Origin of the sequence: Thiocapsa marina 5811 (genome assembly GCF_000223985.1) — a bacterium.
Classification (GTDB): domain Bacteria; phylum Pseudomonadota; class Gammaproteobacteria; order Chromatiales; family Chromatiaceae; genus Thiocapsa; species Thiocapsa marina.
Window position 1 is genome coordinate 215,139 of sequence record NZ_AFWV01000008.1, and the last position, 20,009, is coordinate 235,147.

19 protein-coding genes are annotated in these 20,009 nt (G+C 65.0%); 8 read left to right on the top strand and 11 right to left on the bottom strand.

What is annotated here, in order from left to right; genetic code table 11:
- Positions 1-100: 100 nt before the first annotated feature.
- The 6 genes from wecB to THIMADRAFT_RS13250 all read right to left on the bottom strand — a co-directional run bounded on the left by wecB (position 101) and on the right by THIMADRAFT_RS13250 (position 6,106).
- Positions 101-1,192: a non-hydrolyzing UDP-N-acetylglucosamine 2-epimerase gene (gene wecB / locus THIMADRAFT_RS13225; protein ID WP_040731326.1), complete on the bottom strand. Its 1,092-nt coding sequence runs from the start codon at positions 1,190-1,192 to the stop codon at positions 101-103.
- Positions 1,189-1,968: a sulfotransferase family protein gene (locus THIMADRAFT_RS13230; RefSeq protein ID WP_007193557.1), complete on the bottom strand. Its 780-nt coding sequence runs from the start codon at positions 1,966-1,968 to the stop codon at positions 1,189-1,191. The genes wecB and THIMADRAFT_RS13230 overlap by 4 nt, the downstream gene beginning before the upstream one ends.
- A complete protein-coding gene (locus THIMADRAFT_RS13235; protein ID WP_158308383.1) occupies positions 1,965-3,833 on the bottom strand; it encodes a glycosyltransferase in 1,869 nt (622 codons plus the stop codon). Before THIMADRAFT_RS13235 ends, THIMADRAFT_RS13230 begins: the two co-directional genes overlap by 4 nt.
- Positions 3,834-4,492: 659 nt before the next feature.
- Complete coding sequence (locus tag THIMADRAFT_RS13240) at positions 4,493-5,095, bottom strand: diheme cytochrome c (RefSeq protein WP_007193559.1); 603 nt, start codon at positions 5,093-5,095, stop codon at positions 4,493-4,495.
- A gap of 16 nt (positions 5,096-5,111) precedes the next feature.
- On the bottom strand, positions 5,112-5,480 hold the full coding sequence (locus THIMADRAFT_RS13245) for a DUF1924 domain-containing protein (RefSeq protein WP_007193560.1): 369 nt from the start codon (positions 5,478-5,480) through the stop codon (positions 5,112-5,114).
- Positions 5,477-6,106 (bottom strand): cytochrome b/b6 domain-containing protein, encoded by a 630-nt coding sequence (locus THIMADRAFT_RS13250; protein ID WP_007193561.1) that lies wholly within the window; start codon positions 6,104-6,106, stop codon positions 5,477-5,479. Before THIMADRAFT_RS13250 ends, THIMADRAFT_RS13245 begins: the two co-directional genes overlap by 4 nt.
- Before the next feature lie 200 nt (positions 6,107-6,306).
- Here THIMADRAFT_RS13250 and THIMADRAFT_RS13255 point away from each other — a divergent pair, with 200 nt between their 5' ends.
- The 3 genes from THIMADRAFT_RS13255 to THIMADRAFT_RS13265 all read left to right on the top strand — a co-directional run bounded on the left by THIMADRAFT_RS13255 (position 6,307) and on the right by THIMADRAFT_RS13265 (position 8,939).
- Complete coding sequence (locus THIMADRAFT_RS13255) at positions 6,307-6,672, top strand: PepSY domain-containing protein (protein WP_007193562.1); 366 nt, start codon at positions 6,307-6,309, stop codon at positions 6,670-6,672.
- Positions 6,672-7,340, top strand: a complete 669-nt coding sequence (locus THIMADRAFT_RS13260; protein WP_007193563.1) for a response regulator — start codon at positions 6,672-6,674, stop codon at positions 7,338-7,340. Before THIMADRAFT_RS13255 ends, THIMADRAFT_RS13260 begins: the two co-directional genes overlap by 1 nt.
- 222 nt (positions 7,341-7,562) lie before the next feature.
- On the top strand, positions 7,563-8,939 hold the full coding sequence (locus THIMADRAFT_RS13265; protein ID WP_040731467.1) for a sensor histidine kinase: 1,377 nt from the start codon (positions 7,563-7,565) through the stop codon (positions 8,937-8,939).
- Here the strand turns inward: THIMADRAFT_RS13265 and THIMADRAFT_RS13270 are convergent.
- On the bottom strand, positions 8,918-9,571 hold the full coding sequence (locus THIMADRAFT_RS13270; RefSeq protein ID WP_007193565.1) for a cytochrome b/b6 domain-containing protein: 654 nt from the start codon (positions 9,569-9,571) through the stop codon (positions 8,918-8,920). The two genes, THIMADRAFT_RS13265 and THIMADRAFT_RS13270, sit on opposite strands and share 22 nt — an antisense overlap.
- Positions 9,571-11,226, bottom strand: a complete 1,656-nt coding sequence (locus THIMADRAFT_RS13275; protein WP_007193566.1) for a tetrathionate reductase family octaheme c-type cytochrome — start codon at positions 11,224-11,226, stop codon at positions 9,571-9,573. The genes THIMADRAFT_RS13270 and THIMADRAFT_RS13275 overlap by 1 nt, the downstream gene beginning before the upstream one ends.
- A gap of 534 nt (positions 11,227-11,760) precedes the next feature.
- Between THIMADRAFT_RS13275 and THIMADRAFT_RS13280 the strand changes: the two genes are divergently transcribed.
- The 4 genes from THIMADRAFT_RS13280 (at position 11,761) to THIMADRAFT_RS13295 (ending at position 15,909) form a co-directional block, all read left to right on the top strand.
- Positions 11,761-12,414 (top strand): cobalamin B12-binding domain-containing protein, encoded by a 654-nt coding sequence (locus tag THIMADRAFT_RS13280; RefSeq protein WP_007193567.1) that lies wholly within the window; start codon positions 11,761-11,763, stop codon positions 12,412-12,414.
- On the top strand, positions 12,411-13,499 hold the full coding sequence (locus THIMADRAFT_RS13285; RefSeq protein ID WP_007193568.1) for a uroporphyrinogen decarboxylase family protein: 1,089 nt from the start codon (positions 12,411-12,413) through the stop codon (positions 13,497-13,499). The genes THIMADRAFT_RS13280 and THIMADRAFT_RS13285 overlap by 4 nt, the downstream gene beginning before the upstream one ends.
- A gap of 11 nt (positions 13,500-13,510) precedes the next feature.
- Positions 13,511-15,127 carry a GGDEF domain-containing protein gene (locus THIMADRAFT_RS24795; RefSeq protein WP_050799570.1) on the top strand — a complete coding sequence of 539 codons (1,617 nt, stop codon included), beginning with the start codon at positions 13,511-13,513 and terminating at the stop codon, positions 15,125-15,127.
- Positions 15,128-15,279: 152 nt separating this feature from the next.
- Positions 15,280-15,909, top strand: a complete 630-nt coding sequence (locus tag THIMADRAFT_RS13295; RefSeq protein WP_007193570.1) for a hypothetical protein — start codon at positions 15,280-15,282, stop codon at positions 15,907-15,909.
- A gap of 43 nt (positions 15,910-15,952) precedes the next feature.
- On the opposite strand, the gene THIMADRAFT_RS13300 is transcribed toward THIMADRAFT_RS13295, so the two are convergent.
- Entirely contained in the window at positions 15,953-16,867 is a 915-nt protein-coding gene (locus THIMADRAFT_RS13300) for an alpha/beta fold hydrolase (RefSeq protein WP_007193571.1), read from the bottom strand.
- A gap of 153 nt (positions 16,868-17,020) precedes the next feature.
- Here THIMADRAFT_RS13300 and THIMADRAFT_RS13305 point away from each other — a divergent pair, with 153 nt between their 5' ends.
- Positions 17,021-17,518 (top strand): hypothetical protein, encoded by a 498-nt coding sequence (locus tag THIMADRAFT_RS13305; protein WP_007193572.1) that lies wholly within the window; start codon positions 17,021-17,023, stop codon positions 17,516-17,518.
- Positions 17,519-17,664: 146 nt separating this feature from the next.
- On the opposite strand, the gene THIMADRAFT_RS13310 is transcribed toward THIMADRAFT_RS13305, so the two are convergent.
- Both THIMADRAFT_RS13310 and THIMADRAFT_RS13315 read right to left on the bottom strand, forming a co-directional pair.
- Positions 17,665-18,207: a glutathione peroxidase gene (locus THIMADRAFT_RS13310; protein WP_007193573.1), complete on the bottom strand. Its 543-nt coding sequence runs from the start codon at positions 18,205-18,207 to the stop codon at positions 17,665-17,667.
- 127 nt (positions 18,208-18,334) lie between these two features.
- A complete protein-coding gene (locus THIMADRAFT_RS13315) occupies positions 18,335-19,846 on the bottom strand; it encodes an alpha/beta hydrolase (RefSeq protein ID WP_007193574.1) in 1,512 nt (503 codons plus the stop codon).
- Positions 19,847-20,009: the final 163 nt, after the last annotated feature.

Consider the following 20,009-nt stretch of genomic DNA (forward strand, 5'->3'; position numbering starts at 1 on the left):
AAATACTCGTTTGATGTTCACCGCTCTGCCGTTCTTGTCGAGAACCTGCGCGTCGGCGGCAGGCTGACAGCCGATCGCCACTCGGATCGCGTTGCGACGCTCACAGGGTGCGGCGGATGGCTGCGTGGATTCGTTGCGCTGCATGACCGTCCCCATAGGGAGATACGCCGCGGGCCATTGCGGCATACGCCTTTGCATCGTCCAAGAGCCGCCGAGCCGATGACAGAATCCGATCCGGATCGGTGCCGACCAGCTCTACGACGCCTTCGGCCACGGCTTCGGTCCGTTCGGTCTCATCGCGCAGGACAAGCACGGGTTTGCCCAATGCCGGGGCTTCCTCTTGAATCCCGCCCGAGTCGCTGACGACAAAGAAGCTGCGCTTCATCAGCCGGACGAAGTCGAAGTAATTCAGGGGAGCGCAGAGGAGAATGCGCGGATGTGCGCCCAGTACCTCGTGAGCGAGTGCACGGACGTGCGGGTTCGGATGCACGGGGAAGACCAGCTGCACGTCGGGGTAGCCGTCGGCGAGTGCACGCAGCGCACCGAAGGCCGCGCGCATCGGAGCGCCAAGGCTTTCGCGCCGGTGTGCGGTGATCAAGAGCACCCTTGCGCTCGGATGGACCGGAAGGTCCATCGGCAGGTCCATCGCCGCAACCTCGAGCAGGGCATCGATCACGGTGTTGCCGGTAATCTCGACCCTGCCTGGATCGACGCCCTCGGCGAGGAGGTTGTCGCGTGCTGCCGCGGTCGGCGCGAAATGATCGGTCGCGAGCCGGCCGACGATCGTGCGGTTCAGCTCCTCCGGAAACGGAGAGCTCACGTCGTGCGTACGCAGACCGGCCTCGACGTGACCGAAGCGGATTCCGCGATAGAAGCACGCGAGTGCGGCGCAGATCACGGTCGTCGTGTCGCCTTGGGCGAGCACAAGCTCCGGCGCTTCCGCCTCCAGGACGGGATCGAGTTTGCGCAGCAGCCGGGCGGTCAACCGAGCGAGTGGCTGATCCGTCGCCATCACGTCCAGGTCCGCGTCGATGCGCAGCTCGAAGCGCTCGATGACCGCGTCGAGCATCTCGCGGTGTTGAGCCGTCGCAACAACGCGCGACTCGATCTCCGGATCGGCCTCCAGGCGGCGGATCACGGGTGCCATCTTGATGGCCTCCGGGCGTGTTCCGATGACGCTGAGGACTTTCACGGCGTCAGACCTGCCGTGCGGTGGACGGTACCGCAGATCCCTGCGTAGCGGACTCGCCGCATCCAGCTCCAAGACCGCCAACGCTCGACATGCAGGGAAGCGGTATCCTTGGCGCGACGAATGTCACCGGGCCGCTCGTTGTCGTAACTGCTGTTGATGCGTGAGCCGGCGATAAAGGCTGCCGGCCCTGGATGCTGCGGCTGACCCAGGAAGCTCAACACCTCCTCGAGCATGGTTTGCGGCTCACTGAGCAATCGCGCGTGGGACACGCGCAGGATACGATCGCCGAGCATCTTCTCGGCTTCCAGACCCTTCACGACGAAGTGGCGCCAGGTCGCGCAAGCCGTTGCGAAAGATCTCGCCCAGGGTGATGTAAAGCCCGAGTGCAGCATCGAGTCGACGACGGCACGGCCGTCCCTGACCAGGTGCAGGAACCGCGCATCGGGAAGCAGCTCGGCGAGCTCGCGCGCCATCAAAACGTAGCCTGGCGTGGAGTCCACCCACACCGGCGCGGTGCTGCGCGAGGCGTACAGGGCAGCCACCCCGAGTCCCAGATGGGCGGCGAATTCCGCGCGCGCCACATCATGCTTGCGCAACCAACCGTTGTCCGGACGATCGAAGGACACGCGATAGGCGCGATCGAGGTTCCCGCGACCGAAAAGGGGCAGCAAAAAATCGGTCTCCGACGACACCCACATGCCCGGGTGTTGCGCCAGGGCCCAGGACAGGGCGCTGGTGCCGGAGCGCGGCGCGCCGAAGACGAAGACGCCGGTCATGCTGGCTCGCTCCTGTAGCGGTGCGGGTGCCAGGGCCCCCACTTACTCTCGTAATAGGCCTGGCTGCGATGGAAGACCGCCCGATGCTCAGGGTTCTTGCGGCGATCGAAGGTCGCGGACAGCTTGTGATGGATGAATAGGTCTTCGGCGATGGCGACCCGCCGACCGGATGCGCCTACACGCCTGCAGTAGTCGTCATCCTCGAAAAAACCCAGACCGAAGCCCTCGTCCAGCAGCCCCACGTCGTCGATCACGGCCCGCGGCATCGCGACGCAGAAGAAGGCCACCGTTTCGGTCACGAGACGCCGGCCGCGATGCTCCACGGCGCGCAAGCGAGCGACTGAGGCAAGGTCGGCGCCGACCGGCACCCGAACCCTCGCCTCATTGCCGATGTTGTCGGTGACCGGACCTAAGAGGCCGAGGCCGGGATCATCGGCGAGGTGTTCGATGATCCGGTGCAGCCAGCCGTCGAAGACCTCGGTGTCGTTGTTGAGCAGGACCAGGATCTCCCCGTCCGCGCGCTGGATGCCGCGGTTGTTGCCGGCGGCGAAGCCGAGGTTGCGCGGTTCCAGAATGACTTCGACACGCTCGTCGGTCTCGGCGAGCCCTCGCAGGTAGGCGGGGCTGCCGTCGTCCGAGCCGTTGTCTACGACGACGACCTGCAGGTCCGGGTAGCGGCTCCGCGACAACACCGACGAGATGCAGCGGCGGGTCAACGCCTCGTTGCAGTAGCTGAGAATGATCACCGAGATGCGGGGCAGCTTGGCGTCGAGCTGGGTGCGGAGGCGCTCGCTACGCGCAGACCAGGTCTCACCCTCGATCCGCGCCCGCCGTGCCGCGATCTCTGCGGGATTGCGGGAAACGGCGATGGCCGCATCGAGCGCCGCGGCGAAGGACCGCGCGTCGTCGGCGAAAGACACCACATCGGACAGCCGCTTGATCTCGGGAAGCGACGTACTGACGACGGGAAGGCCGGCCGCAAGGTACTCGTAGACCTTGACCGGATCCGTGTGAACCGTGAGCGGGTTGATGATGAAAGGGATGGTCGCCACGTCCCACCTTGCGACGATGTCGGGTAGCGATCCGAACGGCACCTCGCCGCGCACGACAACGTTCTTCGGGAGATCGGCCGGTCCGAGACCCGGGCGGCTGACGGCGCCGACGAGCTCAAAGCGAAGGTCCGGTCGGGCGCGGGCGACGTCGAGCAGCAGGTCCGCATCGAACCAATCGGCGATGGCGCCGTAATAACCGATCAACGGCGGCGCGTCGGCATCGCGGGCGCGAGTCGGTACCGCCAGGAAGGGTTCGGCAGCCGCCGCGTTGCGCACGAGCGTCGCATCGGGGCGCACCGCAGGCACCAGCCCCTCGGACGAGACCACCACGCTGTCCGCGCCCCTGATCAAAGCCGCTTCGAGATCCTCCATGGCTCTAGAGGCCATCCCGAAGCCGGTATGCAGGTCCATGCGGTCGTAGACGCAGCGCAGCGACGGCAGTCGCTCGACAACCGGAGACCAGTAGGGGTACTGCAACACCGCGGTGGCTGTCCGCGAGCCCACCGTCGCGAGGAGGTCGTCCAACGCCTCGGCCATCAGGTCGGCGATCGCGGCGGAGGGGGGGTGGGTGTAGATGCGATGTTGCGGGATGCGGCCGAGCCGTACCTCGTAGACACCGGTCGCGACCTCGCGTTCGATCAGCCAACGGCGGGGCTCGGCGGAACCCAAGAAGTGCAATGATATGAAGAATACGCGGTGTCCCCGTGCCGCGAGCCCTGCTGCCAGGTGTTGGGGTCGCTGCGTGCGCAAATCCCAATCGATAATGGGCAAAATGATGACGTCGACTGCATCGTCGGCAGCGGAGATATCCACGTAGGTCTCGCCTGGCTTGCCTCGTGAAGCAGTGCGCGCGCCAAGCAGCCCGCTGGCCACAAGGTCATCCTGTGCCTTTGATAGCCTGTTTCGGAGACGCTCCCTAAGCGATGTCGGCAAGAGCCGGGTCGCCGTACGCATCAAGCCGCGCAATGGGCCCGGAGCAGCCTGGTAGAGAAGAACCAAGCGGCGCGAGGCGTTCACACGCCATACCGAAAGGGTGGGTGGCTGCGCCAGGGTAGCGGTGTCGCTGAGGGTTGCGGCGCCGATGGTAAGCGCGGCAGCGGTCTTGTTCACGGTCGATATCCTCCGTTGCGCTCGTGATGGTGGGTCAGGCAGGTTTGCCTTTCCGACGCCCAAGATACGCGCAGAGGTTGACGTGGCTGCGGAGGAACTGTGGGAAGAATATGGAGGTTGGGCGGCCACGGTGTCCCGCGTCCTCATACCGATCGCCGACGCCTTAGACCGTTTGACGGAGACTCGGTCGAGTCCGGATTGCGGGCGATCCGAAACCGAATAGCGCCGCAGGATGCGCTTGCTCGATCCGGACCCGCTGTTGCTGTTTTCAACTGAGTCCCGGCGGCCGACCGAGGTACATGCCGCATTCGGCCACCGGGTAGGAGATCGAGGTCAGATCTCGACGCAGCCCGAGCAGTCTCTCAGTCGTCCCAGCGCCCATGACCGGGGATGGAGACCTGCTTTTCGTTGTAGACGCCCTCGGCGGCGCCTCGGTGGCAGCTGTTGCATTGGCTGAAGCTGCCGACCTCCGGGTTGCCGGTCACCAGACGACCTGGGATCTCGTCGTGCTCATGCAGGAAATAGCGGGTCTCGGTGATGCGCGGGAGCGCCGTCGCTTGGCCCGACGCCGATGTGTTTGCGCTCACGGCAAAGGCCCGCGAGCGCGAACGCTCGGCTTGGTCGGCCGAGTTGCTCAGCAGAAAGGCGGTGATATCGGCGCGGACGTCGTCGGCCAGCGAGGCGTCGTCGCCGTAGTGGTCGCTCAACCCGGCCGGGCTCATGATCTGCGTCCAGGCATCGGCGGGCAGCAGGCCCGGCTGATAGGCCATGTGGCAGGAGCCGCATTCCTCGCTGTAGGTTGTATTCACGACCGGGGCGACATCGGGGCGGGATTTCAGCCAACCGTCGCCTTTTTCATGCCTGTCGTGATCGTCGTCGTCGGAATCGCCGAGGGCCAAGCCGACGGCGCCCAGCGAGAGCAGGGCGACGGCAAGGATCGCGAAGGTTCGGGTCGATGGACGCATGGGTATGATCTCCTGGTTATTGAGTCTGGATGTAGCTGACGAAATCGGCTTTTTCCGCGGCGGTGCATTCGCGCCCGAGGGTCCAGCGGCAGTTGCGCAGCAGCCACTTCTCGACCTTTGCCTGATCCGTGAGCCGCTGAGGATTCACCGAGGGCGCCAAGGGTTCGATGACCTTGTTGGTCACTGCGTGCCGGCCGGGTTTGGTCAGGTCGCGGCCGTGGCAGGTGACGCAACTGCGCGCCGGCGAGCCATCGGCTTGCGGGTATTCCTTGGTCCAACCCGCAGCGCCCGCCGTCGGGTCGGCGGCGAAGGTCGCGGTCGGGAGTGACAGGGCCGTGGACGCGAGGATCAGAATGGCAAGAGTCGCTTTCATCTCGGGTTTCATGCGACGTCCCTCCGCTTGAAGCCGGTGATCATGCCGCCGATCAGGTTTTCCCGATGCGAGAGGCTCGAGAAGATGACGCCGGCCACATGGGCGACGATGAGTACGAGCGTGAGATTGGCCATGACCTCGTGGATCTCCTCGAAGAGATGGCCCCAGGATCCCGGCAAGCTGCTCATCAGCGGGGCCAGCGGACCCGAAAGCTCCTCGGTGCCGTAGACCGCGAGCCCGCTCAGTCCAGTGAGCGCGACCGCGATCATCAGGGCGATCACCATGGCGCCGCCGGCCGGGTTGTGTCCCAGGTAGCGCGGTGCGCGCAGCCTCAGGGCGTCTCGAACATAGGTCAGGACGTCGCTCGGCTTGCGCACGAAATCGCTGAAACGGGCGTGACGGGTGCCGATCACACCCCAGACCAGGCGAACGGCGATCAGGCTCAACACCAGATAGCCGGCCCAGACATGGACGCCGAGAAGGTCGTCCTCGACGATGAAGGCCGTGGCGAAACCGCCGACCAGCGCCCAATGAAAAACCCGGACCAAAGGATCCCAGACACGGACGCGTGTCGTGGGGTCGATCTCGGCAGCCCCGGATCGAGGGGTCGCCGAGGCGGCGATAGTGTTTGTCGTCATCTGCATGTTCTCCGTTGTCGATTGAATCTGAACCGCGACCGCTGCAGCGGCTCCGAAGCCGCCCCGGCCGACCGCGAGGTCGACTGCGGAGGAGCGCGTTGCCTGTCGAGCCTGTCGCGGTTGGGTGCAGATTACGGGGGCGACACTGACGAAATCCTGTGCGCCCTTGTCAGCAAACGGTCAGCTTGGTTCGGTCCATAATGGCTGCCATGCACACCCAGCCGTATCGTCGTCGACTCTTGGCCGCCCTCGTGGCGTCCGCGATGGCCCCGACCCTGTCTCTCGCCAATCCGCCCGGACATGCGGGAGCGGGCGAGGCGCGCCATGATCACGACCGTGCCCGCAACGCCTTCCAGCAGGGCGAGGTCCGACCGATCGCAGAGATCCTGCGGGGAGTTGCGGACGCGGTTCCCGGAGAGGTCATCGAGGTCGAGCTCGAGCGTGAGACGTGGCTCGGCGAGAGGCGCTGGGTCTACGAGATCAAGCTGATCGCGCCCGACGGGCGAGTGCTGGAGGTGATGGTCGACGGGCCGACGGCCGAGATCCTCGCGGTGGAGGAGGACTGATGCGCCTGCTCCTGGTCGAGGACGACGAGCGGCTTGCCGAAGGCTTGGTCGCCGCGCTGACGGGCGCGGGTTTTGTCGTGGATCACGAGGCCGACGGCGAGGTCGCCTGGTTTAAGGGCGATACCGAGAGCTATGCGGCGGCAATCCTGGATCTGGGGCTGCCGAGCATGGACGGGCTCTCGATCCTGCGCAAATGGCGGGCGAACGGGCAGCGGTTTCCGGTGCTGATCCTGACCGCGCGGGGCGACTGGCATGAACGGGTCGAGGGTATCGACGCCGGCGCCGACGACTATCTCCCCAAGCCCTTCCGGATGGAGGAGCTGCTGGCGCGTCTGCGGGCCCTGGTCCGCCGTTCCGCCGGGCAGGCCAGCGCGGTGCTCGTCAACGGCCCGGTTGTACTCGACACCCGACGGATGGCCGTCACGGTCGAGGGTGTCCCGGTCCGCCTCTCCCCGCAGGAATACCGCCTCGTCAGCTATCTGATGCAGCACGCCGGGCGCGTCGTTTCCCAGCTCGAGCTCACGGAGCAGCTCTATGCGCAGGACTTCGAGCGCGAGTCCAATGCCGTGGAGGTCCTGGTCGGGCGGGTGCGCCGCAAGCTCGGGGTGGATCTGATTCAGACACGGCGTGGGTTCGGGTACTTGATCGAGGAGGTCGCCGATGATTGAACCTGTTTGCGTCACCCCGACGCGCCCTGTCCGAACAGCGGTGTAGGGTGCGGTGAGGTACGAACCGCACCGATTGACGCTCCGGTCGACGCACGGTGCGGTTCGTACCTCACCGCACCCTACGCGGGCCGGAACCCGACGAGTCGACGCACGGTGCGGTTCGTACCTCACCACACCCTACGCGTGCCGGAACCCGACGAGTTGCGCGGGACGGGTTTTAACATGACCCGCCGCTCGCTGCGCGCTCGTCTCTGGATCGGCGCCGCGCTCTCGATCACGTTGGCCCTGGCGGTCTCGGGCCTCGGCCTCTTGACCCTCTTCGAGCGCCATGTCGAGCGTCGTATCGGCGAGGAGCTGCGGGCGCAGCTCAACCAGCTCGCCGCGGCGGTGACGATCACGCAGGAGGGGGAGATCCAACTTGCCCGCGAGCCGGCCGATCCCCGTTTCGAACAGCCCTTGAGCGGGCTCTATTGGCAGATCGATGGTCCCGCCCGGCAGGGTCTGCTGCGCTCGCGCTCGCTCTGGGATCACCTGGTGGAGCTGACCGACGACGACCTGGATCCGGGCAGCGTCCACGCCCACGAGGTCATGGGTCCCGACGGGGGGGCCCTATTGGTCCGCGAGCGCCGGATTCGCTTGCAGGCGACTGACGGTCTCGCCGCCTTGCGTCTCATGGTGGGCGTCGATCGAGCGGAGCTGATCACGGCGCGGGACGCCTTCGCGGCCGACATGCTGCCCTATCTTGCCCTCATCGGGCTGGTCCTGGCGCTGGCGGCCTTCGTCCAGATTCAGACCGGTCTCGCACCGCTCGACGCGGTGCGACGCGGTCTCGGGGAGATTCGCGCCGGCGGGACGCGGCGCCTCGGCGAAGCCTACCCGGACGAGGTCATGCCGCTGGTCGGCGAGGTCAACGCCCTGTTGGAGGCCCGTGAGCAGGCGATCGAGCGGGCACGGGCCTGGACCGCGGATCTCGCTCACGGACTCAAAACCCCGCTCGGGGCGTTGGTGGCCGATGCGCAGCGTCTGCGCGAGGATGGCAACGCACCGCTGGCCGATGACCTGGAGCACCTGGCGATGGGCATGCGGCGGCGGGTCGAGCGCGAGCTGGTCCGCGCCCGGCTGCGTTCAGGCGCCGGCGTCCAGCCGCCGGCCCATGCCGACGTGGTCGAGACCATTCACCGGCTCCTGCGCACGCTGCAACGCACCCCGGAGGGCGCGCGGCTGGACTGGCAGCTGGTCGCACCGGCGCAGGCCGGTGCCGCGGTCATCGCCGACGATCTGCTGGAGTTACTGGGAAATCTGCTCGAGAACGCGGCCAAATGGGCGCGAAACGAGGTGGACATCCGAGTCACTGCCGGCGATCGAATCGAGATCTGCATCGAAGACGACGGTCCCGGCGTACCGGCAGAGCAGACGCCGAGGCTCGGCGAGCGCGGCTTGCGGCTCGACGAGCGCAGAGAAGGCAGCGGCCTCGGACTCGCGATCGCCCGGGATGTGGTGGATGCCTACGGCGGAGCGCTCGATTTCGAGCGCGCAAGCAAAGGCGGGCTCTCGGTCCGGGTCTGGCTGCCGATGGATCAGCGGATGTCCCCCGGTTGATCCTTGCTTAGATAGGCCTCTTCTTCCGGCGTGAGATCCACCTCGTCGAAGCCGTTGATCATCGGCATCACATGCTCGCGGAAGGAGTGGCCGATGGTCAGCATGTAGACATGGATGAGCACGAACGCGAGGATCATGAAGGCGGCTGCCGTATGCACCACGGCGACGCCGTTGAGCCATTGCGTGGCGTGGGGCACGTCGCGCCACGCGAAATAGAAGAGGTAGGCGAGTCCCGAGATCCAGATCGCCGGGAAGAGCACGATCTTCAGCATGAGATAGGCCAACGCCTGCAAAGGGTTGTGTTTGCGCCAATAGGCCTTGCGGTAGGGATGGCGCTCGCCCTTGAAGATACCGTAGCTATAGAAGCGCAGCACACCCCACATCCCCGATGCAGAGGGGATGAAGTGGCGCCAGGTGCGGGTCGTAAAGAGCCAGAACACACTGAAGATCCAGAGCAAGAGCAGCGCGAAGGCAGCAGAGGTATGCAGGGTGACGGCCTCTTCGAAGGTAAAGAGATCATGGAAACCGTGCAGCCCGAAGCCCGTGATCAGAAGTGCGACGATGAGCAGCATCTGGGACCAGTGCCAGAAGCGCTCGAACAGGCTGAAGATCTTGACGCGGCGTGTGGCCATCAGTGGTGCTCTCCCTTGGAGCCATGGGACGGCGAGAAGAAGCGAACCAGGCCGTGGATGAGGATGCCGCCCAAGGTGCCGGCGACCAGAAGTGTGCCGATGATGTCGAGCCAACGGTTATGGTCTCGGCCCGGCATGTAGACACCCTCGACGAACTGAAGGCGGCTGTCCTGCGGCGTATGACAGTCACCGCAACCCAGCGCCTGCTCTTTGGGTGCGACCATATGGGTGATCGGCCACCAGGAGATGGTCTGGATAAAGCCGAACTCGCCTGAATAGGGCAGTCCGAAATCGGCCATGCCTTTGGCGATGGATTTGCCCATGTCGTAGTTGCCCCAATAGGCGGCATCGTCCTCGCCCCACAGATGGGCATAGACCAGTGTGCCGTTGCCCTTGTCGTAGGGCTGCCAGGTGTGCATGCGCTTGAACGGCCAGATCCGGGATTTCGGATCCTCGCGCGAGCCGGTGAATCCGTTGATCTCGATGGACTCGGCTTGCGGATCGAATTGGGTGTCGATGGTGGTGTAGAGCATCTGGCCATCGAACCATCCGTATGCCGGCGGGAATTCCTCGTCGTAGGTGAAATTGCCCTTGATCGACTTGTAGGTGTAACGGTGGTTGCCGTTGCCCTGGATGTAGCCTTCCTCGTGATAGCCTTCGCCGTCTTTGGTCTTGCCGGCGGTGCGCCAATCCCAATCGACCACGGTGGCGACCCCGCCGCGTGCGATCTCGGGGATGTGGCAGGTCTGGCAGGCGATGCTTTGTACATGATCGTTGAGCTTGAAGCCCGCGAGCGAGTCCACCGGATGCGGCGAGAGACCGTGACAGGATTCGCAGGTGGCCACGTCGGAGCGTTGGCCCGGCTTGCCCGTGCCCTCGGTATCCTTGGAGACGACTTGGTAGCGGCTGCCGGCCCAGACATGGCGGTTGGTGATGTGGCAGGCCGTGCAGGCGAAGTTCAGACCGTCGACACCCATGTGGACGTCGAGTGTCCTCGGCGGGCTCTTCAAGGCCGAGGAGAGGTCGCCGTGCTTGACGTTGTCGCCGCCGCCGCCGTTGAAGTGGCAGGCCCCGCAGTTGGCCCGTTGCGGGAGCGTCACGCTCTGCGCGACCGCGGCGAGATCGATCGGGGGTTTGCCCTCGAACATGACCGAGCAGGCGGCATTGCCGGCGTTGTTCGGCGTCTTGTAATAGGTGCCGGTGGTCTCGTGACAGACCAGACAGTCGATGTTGGTCTCGTCGGTGAAGTCGAAGCTCTCGTCCTTCCACCCGTAGCCGGCGTGGCACTGGGCACACATGCCTTCATTGCCGCGCGAATTGGTGCAGAAGTTGTTGATCAGATAGCGCTTGCCGAGCTGCTGGCCGGTCTCCTCGTTGGTGTAGGACCAGGTCCAGTGGATGTTTTGCATGAAGTGATCGCCGGCCTCGGTGTGGCAGCCGAGACAGGCGACGGTGACCTCCGGCCCGGAGCTGAACGGCCCCTTGAGCTGGTCGAATTTGGTGTGATCGGCGGTGCCGCCTTGCAGCGGGCCCGAGACCTGGGGCGGCGGAACAGCGGCTGCCGGCGGTGTCGGCCAGGTATCCCGCGCGCCGGCGTTGACGCTGAAGAGTGCGATCAGAAGAAAGCCGGCGACGGCGCCGATCGAGGCTCGCATGATGTGGCTCCGGATGGTGAGCTGAGGCCGGGTCTGCGCCCGGTCGTGGTCCGGACATGCGCTACCGCTGCCGCCCGCCCGTTTACGGTCTAGCAGATTAGTTCAGATATGGCGCCTTTTCCCTGACAAGGCGCAATGATTTTCGCGGTAGGTGGCTTGCCTGCGCTCGGTACATCCAAGCTCGCGCGGGGCCGCGCGGGTCAGTCAAGGGGGACGAAGATCGATCTCCGGTAATATTACCCATAAAAAGTCTGATGAATCCCTTTAAGATGACCGATGTCTCGTGCGGGGGAGTCGTCGTTTGATGCCCGTCCGTAAGCCTTCAACGGTCTCAACCGCGTCCAGAGTGACATGCGTCGTTTTCATGTTGTGTCGGGCTCGAGGATTTTTCCGACCTTCGTCGTGACGCGGTTTAGATTTTAATATTTTTGAATATGTTAAACCGCGCCGGCTCCGACAGTTGTCGGAGCCGGCGCGGCCAAGCCAATCCAACAAGCAACGCATACGGCACCGGGTGCGGTTTAAGAAGCAACAATGACAAGCGCTGATCCCGTCGAGACCTTCCTCAATGCACTGCTGGCGATGGACCGCGTCATGGCGAAGCGCGCGCTCGGCGGGCCGGCCTCGGCGGATGTCCGGCTCGATGTCGTCGAGCGCTTGGTCGTGCCGTCCCTCGAGCGCATCGGGGACCTGTGGGAGCGCGGCGAGGTCTCGCTGTCGCAGGTCTATATGAGCGGTCGAATGTGCGAGGAGATGGTCGACGCGATCCTCCCGCCGTCCGATCCGCGTCGAGTGGATCAGCCGCCGATGGCGATCGCGGTGCTCGACGACTATCACCTGCTTGGAAAGCGTATGGTGTACTCGGTCATGCGCGCCAGCGGCTACGAGCTGAAGGATTACGGCACGGTCGACGCCGATGCCCTGGTCGGTCGGGTTGTTCGCGACGGCATTGTCGTGCTGTTGATCTCGGTCTTGATGCTCCCCTCCGCGCTGCATATCAAAAGGGTTCGGGAGGCGCTGGGCCGGGCCGGTTCACATCCGTTCATCCTGGTGGGCGGCGCGCCTTTTCGTTTCGACACCGAGCTGTGGCGGGAGGTCGGCGCGGACGCCATGGCGGGCACCGCAGCCGAGGGCGTCGCCGTGGTGCGCGAGCTCCTTGATCGTTTGCCGAAGGAGCATCGCGCATGAGCGCCCGCCCCATGACCTCCCTCGAACGCGTCCTGACCACGCTTGGCCATCGGGAGCCGGATCGGGTTCCGCTGTTCCTGTTGCTCACCATGCACGGCGCCCGAGAGCTCGGGCTCTCCCTCGAGACCTACTTCTCGCGGCCGGAGTACGTGATCGAAGGTCAGCTGCGTCTGCGCGGCAAATATCGCAACGATTGCCTCTACCCATTCTTCTACGCTTCGGTCGAGACCGAGGCATGGGGCGGCGATGTCTTCTACACCGACGACGGCCCGCCCAATGCCGGTCCTCCCATCATTCGGACACCGGAGCGGATCCGCACGCTCGAGCCGCCACGGGTCGCCGATTGTCCCTGCTTGCTCAAGGTGTTGGAGACCATCAGCGGCCTCAAGGCCGCTGTGGGCGACGAGGCCCCCATCATCGGCGTAGTCATGTCGCCGTTCTCGTTGCCGGTGATGCAGATGGGGTTCGAGGCGTACCTCAACCTCATGTTCGAGCAGCCGGACCTGTTCGAGCACCTGATGCGTCTGAACGAGGCCTTTTGTATCGAATGGGCGAACGCCCAGTTGGCTGCGGGTGCTACGGCCATCTGCTATTTCGACCCGGTTTCCTCCTCGACCATCGTCTCGCCCGAGCACTTTCGCCGGACCGGACTTCAGGTCGCGATGCGCACCCTGGCCGGGATCAAGGGGCCGGTGGCGTTGCATTTCGCCTCCGGCCGCTGCATGCCGATTCTGGACGATCTTCCCCCCACCGGCGCGGCGGTCATCGGCGTGAGCATGCTCGACGATCTCGCCGCGCTCAAGCAAGCTGCGGCCGGCAAGGTCTCCTTGCTCGGAAACCTCAACGGTGTTGAGATGCGTCGGTGGACCCCGGAGCAGGCCGAGGCGCAGGTCAAGGCGGCGATTGCCGCGGCCGGACACGGCGGCGGATTCATCCTGTCGGACAACCACGGCGAGATCCCCTACCAGGTTCCGGAAGACACCCTGCTGGCCATCTCGGAGGCGGTCCATCGCTGGGGGACCTATCCGCTCGCCGTCCCTCGCGAGCAGGCAAGCTCCTCGCCGCCGAAGGGCCCTCGGAGCTGACCGTGGCGGATATGCTGTGTCTGAGGGTTTGCAGCCATTTTCGAAGCGATGTCGAGACCGCGCTGGCAGGCCTCGGCGAGGAGGGTGTACGCGTCCAGGCTTACCCGGCCATCTGCACCCTGCGTCGCGGACGATGCGACCTCGCGGAGGCACGCGTGACCCCGCCGCCCGAGGGTTACGACGGTGCTTTGGTGCTCCTCGGGTGCGATGGCGAGACGCAGGCTGCGCCGCCGGATCCCCGCGTCCATTTGGTGAAGCTCGATCACTGCGTTCACCTCTTGGCCGGTCCCGATGTCTTGGAGCCCGAGATGCAGGCCGGTGCCTATCTCGTCACGGCCGGTTGGATCAAGCAGTGGCGCGAGCACTTGCGCGTGATGGGTTTCGATCGGGAGACGGCGGGGCAGTTTTTCCGTGAATGTACGCGTGAGCTTCTGCTCCTGGATACGGGCAACGACACCCGTGCCGTCGAGGAGCTGGAGGCCATGGCCCGGTATCTGGGTGTCCCGTGCCGCAGCCGCTATGTCGGATTGGACTATCTGAGGCTCTTCCTCTCGGGTGCCGTCGCCAAGTGGCGTCATCTCGCCGCGGAGGCAAAGACGAAAGAGGTCCTGGCCCAGGCCAACCGCAAGGTCGCCGATTACGCCATGGCCTTCGACCTGCTGGTTCGCCTGTCGCATATCACCGACGAGGAGGCCACGATCGCGGCGATTCAGGAGCTCTTCGCGATGCTCTTCGGGTGCACCAACCTGGTCTACGCCCAGGTGGATGAAGGGCGGGTCAGGGAGATCTTCGCCGCGGACGAGCGGCCGCAGGACCGTCTGGATCTGCAGCAGGCGCTCGATGCGCTGCACGAGGGCTATTTGATCATGCCGTCCGGAAACGGCTTCTTTCTCCGGATCGACTACCAGGATGCCGTCTTGGGGTTGATGCTGGTCCGCGAGATCCCCTTCCCTGCCTATCGTGATCAATATCTGAATCTCGGCCTGGCGATCTCCAACCTTTGCGGTTTGGCGATCTCCAACGCCCGCACCTTCGTGAAGCTTCAGGAGACCGAGCAGAACCTGCGCCGAGAGCGCGATATCAATGCCAGCCTGTTCGAGCAAGTGCGGGCCCTCGCCGATATGGATCCCCTGACGGAGCTGCTCAACCGCCGTCGTTTTTCAGAGCTTGCAGAGATCGAGTTTGCCCGTGCCAAGCGGTATTCCAAGCCGATCGCGGTGATCATGCTCGACATCGATCACTTCAAGCGGGTCAACGACACCTACGGACACGGTGTCGGTGATCAAGTCCTCAAGGCCATTGCCGAACGGCTGCGCGCGGTTCGCGTGTCGGACATCCTGGCCCGATACGGGGGCGAGGAGCTGGTCGCGCTATGCCCGGAGACCAGCGCCCGAGAGGCCGAACGGCTCGCCGAGCGACTCCGGCTGGCACTGCGCGGGAGCGCTATCGACACGACGGAGGGGGCGATCCCGATGACGGCGAGCATCGGTGTCGCGGTGCTCGAGGACGGTGTCGACCATCTCGATGCTCTCGTCGATCGTGCCGACCAAGCGCTCTATGCCGCCAAATCCGCGGGACGTGATTGCGTTCGGGTCTACGGGAGCGGCGCGGACGTCTCCGAGCCCTGACCCGGTCTGTCCACGGGCTATCGCTGCGCCAGACCGGCAGCGCCGAGCGCGCAGCGTGTGAGTGTGGGGCGGGAAGTGCTTTTCCTGCGCTGTTCCGCTACGCTAACGGGCCTCGGTGTGCTGCAGGTCGGCGCGTTTCGGACTCCAGGGCTATGATTCCAGAGGTGTTGGGCCGACTGATCGGCTACCACAGATACGGTCGCGGCGGCTATTTCAGCGAACAGCTCAAAGATAAGTACGAGAATCTTGCGGCCTATTTCAACCTCTGCTCGTTGTCGGCCTTACGCTCGTCGGTTAGCTCGCGTCGACAGATCTGCTGCTGCGACGACCTGACATTCGGCTGCTCGCCGGGGGCTTTCGTTCGGTGTTTCGGCAAGCCTCAGCACCGGATCAAGGGTCCGAACGAGCTGACCGATCTACTCCTCGTGTATCGGCAGCAATGGCACAGCTATAAGGTCAAGAGCGAGCTCCACTTCGCGCGCCAGGGTCTCTTCTACTTCAACCGAACCTTTCCGCACCTGTCGCAAGCCCAGAAACAGCAGCTGCTCCTGGTGCTTGCGGACAAATATCACGACGGCGAGCCGGTGGATTTCACGACCGAGAAGCTCGTCGATCCCGTCGGCAACGAGATCATCGTGAGCCAGAATCTCGTCCTCTCGATCGACTATCTCGCAAGGCAAGGCTCGTCCTGCGTCGAGCTCGTCGAGACAATCAGACGCTCGCAGCTCATCAAACAGCGGCAGGCGGACCGTCAGTTGTCCAAGCTATACCATCACCTCTAAGGCGGGGTCGCGCAGGGCCCGTATGCCGCGCGCGCCAAGCGAATCATCGGGTGTCGGGTTGCTCGCCCGATCGCAGGTCGAGCGATGTGGCGGTCAGGAATTCGCGCACCACCCGGTGATAGGCCTCGGGTTGCTCGATCATCGGCAGGTGGCCGCAGTCATCGAGCAGGGCCTCCCGGACGTTTCGGATCCGGGCCGCAAGCGCGCGCGCACCGGACGACGGCATGACGGCATCCGCATCGGCGTTCACGATCAGGGTCGGTGCGGCCATCGTCTCCAAGGCCGCCGCGAAGGCGGGGCTTCCGGCACCGACGGCACACTCGAGCGCGCTCAGCGGATCCGTGCTCAAGAACTCCCTTACGCCGACACGCACCATCTCCTCGTCCGCAGGCAGCTGACGCAGCACGTGCGCAGCGATTGCGCGATACACGAGCGGTTGTGCGCCGAACCAGTCAAGCGCCGGGCGCGAGAGGGCGAGCCAGGGCCGGGACATCGCCAGCCAGGGCCGCCAGAGCGAGAGGGAGAGATGCATCTGATGGTAGGCCTGGGTCAAAGCGAAACGCTCGAGGGCGTTTCGGGCCATGCCCAAGCTGGTCAGGACGAGTCGATCGACCCGCTCGGGCCAGTTTGCCGCGACCAGGATCGCGACCGCAGCACCCCAAGAATGGCCGTTCAGGTCGAAACGATCCAGGCCCAGGCCGTCGGCGAAGTCGATGACCAAGCGGGCCAGTGCCTCGGGTCCGGTCGCGCCGGGGCGTGCGGGGGTGTCCCCGTGGCCCGGGAGATCCAGTGCATAGAGATCGCGGATGTCGGAGAGGTGTTCCGGGGTTTCCTGCCAGTGTCGCGAAGAGCCGCCCCAGCCGTGGATCAGCAGGAGCGGCGGTTTGCCGTCGGCAACCTTCCGATAGACGACCGGGCCGTCGGCGAGCGTCAAGCGATGCCGGGTCGAGAAGTCCATCGGCGTTGCTCCATTCAAGCGGGTTGCGAGACCGGGGCGTGGGTCTCGAATTCCCCGGCGGTGTGCGGTGCAGCATAATGGCCCTCCGAGGGGCTCGCAAGGCATCATCAGGACAATGCGGCAGCCCCCGACCACTCCCGAGGAGGTATCACCATGACCAAACGCACGACGGTTCTGCTGCGAACCGGCATCGCTCTCGCGACAACATCTCTTGTGGTCGCGAGCTGCTCGGGCTCGCGCGAGGACGTGCGCGTGAGCTTCTGCAAGAGTTTGACGGCAACGCAGGTTGCCTCGCCGAGCGCGCTGCGCTGGACCGCCGTGGAGACCCGGGCCGGCGGTCATTCGGGCCTCACGGTCGTGCTGGGGTTCGAGTCCGGCGGCGAGGGCCGGCCTCGGCAGGCGACCTGTCACTATCGCTACAACGCGGTCGAGGACACGGCGTTGACGCTGAGCGACCCCTTATCCGTCTATTCGACCTCTCCGGAGACCATGACGCTCGACGGCGAGTCGCTCTCCAGGCCCGCACTCGCAAGAGCGGTCAAGCAGGCGATGATCGACCAAGGCAAGGCGCTGATCGATCGCGCACAGCAGGGGATCGAGGATGCCGCGGCCATGGCGCGCGACCGGTTTGGCTCCGGAAACGGCAACTGAAGCCGGAGCGGCGAGCGGATCCCGGCGGCGCAGACGCGCTTGAGGTGGTCTAACGATGCCGACGCCGGTTGGAGGGTGGACTTCGCTTTCGCTCGTCCACCCGGCCGGCCGGGTTGTTTCGAGTACGGCCTTGCGCTCGATGGCGGTCAGAGCAGGCGTTCGATGGCCTGCATCATCTTCTCGCTCTCCGGGCCGGTGCGGCTGGGGAAGACCTCGACGACCTTGCCGTCTCGGTCGATCAGGTACTTGTAGAAGTTCCACTCGGGGTAAACCCCCGTTTCTGCGGCCAGTTGATCGAAGAAGGGTGCCGCCGCTCCTTTGCGGACCTTAACCTTCTCGAACATCGGGAACTCGACCGAATAGGTCAAGCGGCAGAACTCTTGGATCTGTTCCTCGGTGCCGGGCTCTTGATTGGCGAAGTCGTTGGACGGGAAGCCCAGCACCACCAGCCCGCGCTCGCGATATTCACGGTTGAGGGCCTCGAGGCCCTCGTACTGGCCGGTGAAGCCGCATTTGCTCGCGGTGTTTACCGCAAGGATCACCTTGCCTTGATAGGCGTCGCAAAGCCGCACCGTCTCGTTGCCGGCGAGGCGACGCATCTCGAAGTCGAGGGCCGGGGCGCAGTCGGCGGAAGCCGCGGCGGGCAGCAGGAGAGCCCCGAGCATCGGGAGCAGGAGGAACAGTCGCATCTCGAAACCTCATCCGGTTGTTCATGATTTGGACAAGATTCAAAATAGGGCGGTCAATCCCTGAACACAATGGCCCGCGGTGGCGGAAGAACATGCGGCTCGGCGTCCGGGGAGGCAGCTGCTCCTTTCAGGGTGATGGCGTATCGACGCCCTGTACTGCGTCCGCCGCGCCGGTTTCGCCGAGCGGCGCATCGGCGATCCCGTCTTCGATGCGCTCGATCAGATAGGGGAAGAAGGGATTCCAGGACAGACGCACCAGCGAGTCCAGACTCATGACCAAGACCCCGCGCTCGCCGCGGATGGCCAACGCCCCGAGGTTGGCACCGAAATCCTCGTTTTCGTTCGGCTCGAGACCGTAAAGCGAATCGTCGATCGGAAACGGCAGCGCGACATGCGAGAGCGAGAAGACCTCGCGCGGATAGGTCAATCCCAACGCTCTGACCCGCTCCGTGGTCGCGCCCGCGTCGACCACGCGCTCGACGACATCGCTGCTGTCCGGGTCGGCGTTGGCGATGACGGTTGTCTTGTAGGGGCGCGGCGTCGGCGGGAGCAGTCGCTCGAGCGCCGTCTCGGTGCCCGGTCGGATCAGCGGCCCGAACTTGGTGTTGCGGTTGATATCGAAGAGCACCAGCTCGCTGCCGTTTTGAGGGAGCTGTGCGTAGAGGCTGGTGACGATGGCACGTGTGCTGACGGTGAAATCGACCACCGACTGGAAGGTGATGATCGGGGGCAGGGCGTCGAGACGCGCCTCGCGCGCATAGCGGGCGAGGCGCGGTTGCAGCGCGCGTGTGAGGAGCGACGACTGGCGTGCCCCGTTCACCGGAAAGGAGTTGTATTTAAAAGGATTGAACTCGGGGATGATGCCGAGCCAAGCCGCACTCGCGAACGCCGGAAAGATTGCAGGCAAGCCGGCGAATCCCGCGAATCGGGCCATCTCCGTGATTCCGATCATCGGCGTGATCAGGATGACCCGATCCGCTTGCCGCATCGAGGGATCCTCGACGGCATCGAGGACATACTTCATCGCAAGCGCCCCGCCGTTGGAGAATCCCACCAGATGCAGAGGGGCGGTAGGCCCGATTCGGCGCAGGGCCTCGCGCACGGCCAAGCGTGTCGCGGCCGACCAATCCTCCCAGTGCACGGTCGTCAGCCCGGCCGGGACGGTCCCGTGTCCGGGCAGGCGGATCCCGATCACGACATAGCCGGATTCGGAATAGTGTCGGCCGATGTGCCGCAGACTGTAGGGGGAGTCGGTCAAACCGTGGAGCAGGACGACCGCGCCCCGTGGCTCGCCGTCCGGCTCGAGGATATAGGAGCGGTTCCAGTCTCGGACGAAGCGTCCCGGATAGAGCGGGCTGCCTTCGAAGTAGCGGTTGGAGAGGATGCGCTCCTGCGGTGCAAGCCTGTCGGTGACCTGTGCGCGCACCTGATCGAAAATCAGTCGCTCCCGCTCCGAATACGCCGCCCAGTCGGCACCGTCGAGCTCCTCGGCGACCATTTCGTCCGGGGTGAAGGTGTGCCACGGGGCGAGCGGTGCACTTTGGTAGGCGTCGTAGGTGCGCACGGCGAGGAAGGTCAATGCGCTCACGGCGATGAGCTGTGCGACCAGTTTCAGTGTTCGGGCGGCCCTCGCAAGCATAAGACGCCTCCGCGTTCGGCGCGATAGTCGGTGTTGAAGGAAAGCGCGGGCCTCCGAGGCGTCGCGGACGCTCACGAAGAGCGCGATGTCCCCGGCTACCGGATCGCATCGAACGGCGTTTGCGCGGATTCGCGGCAATAGGCGGGCACGATCGCCGCCCGCG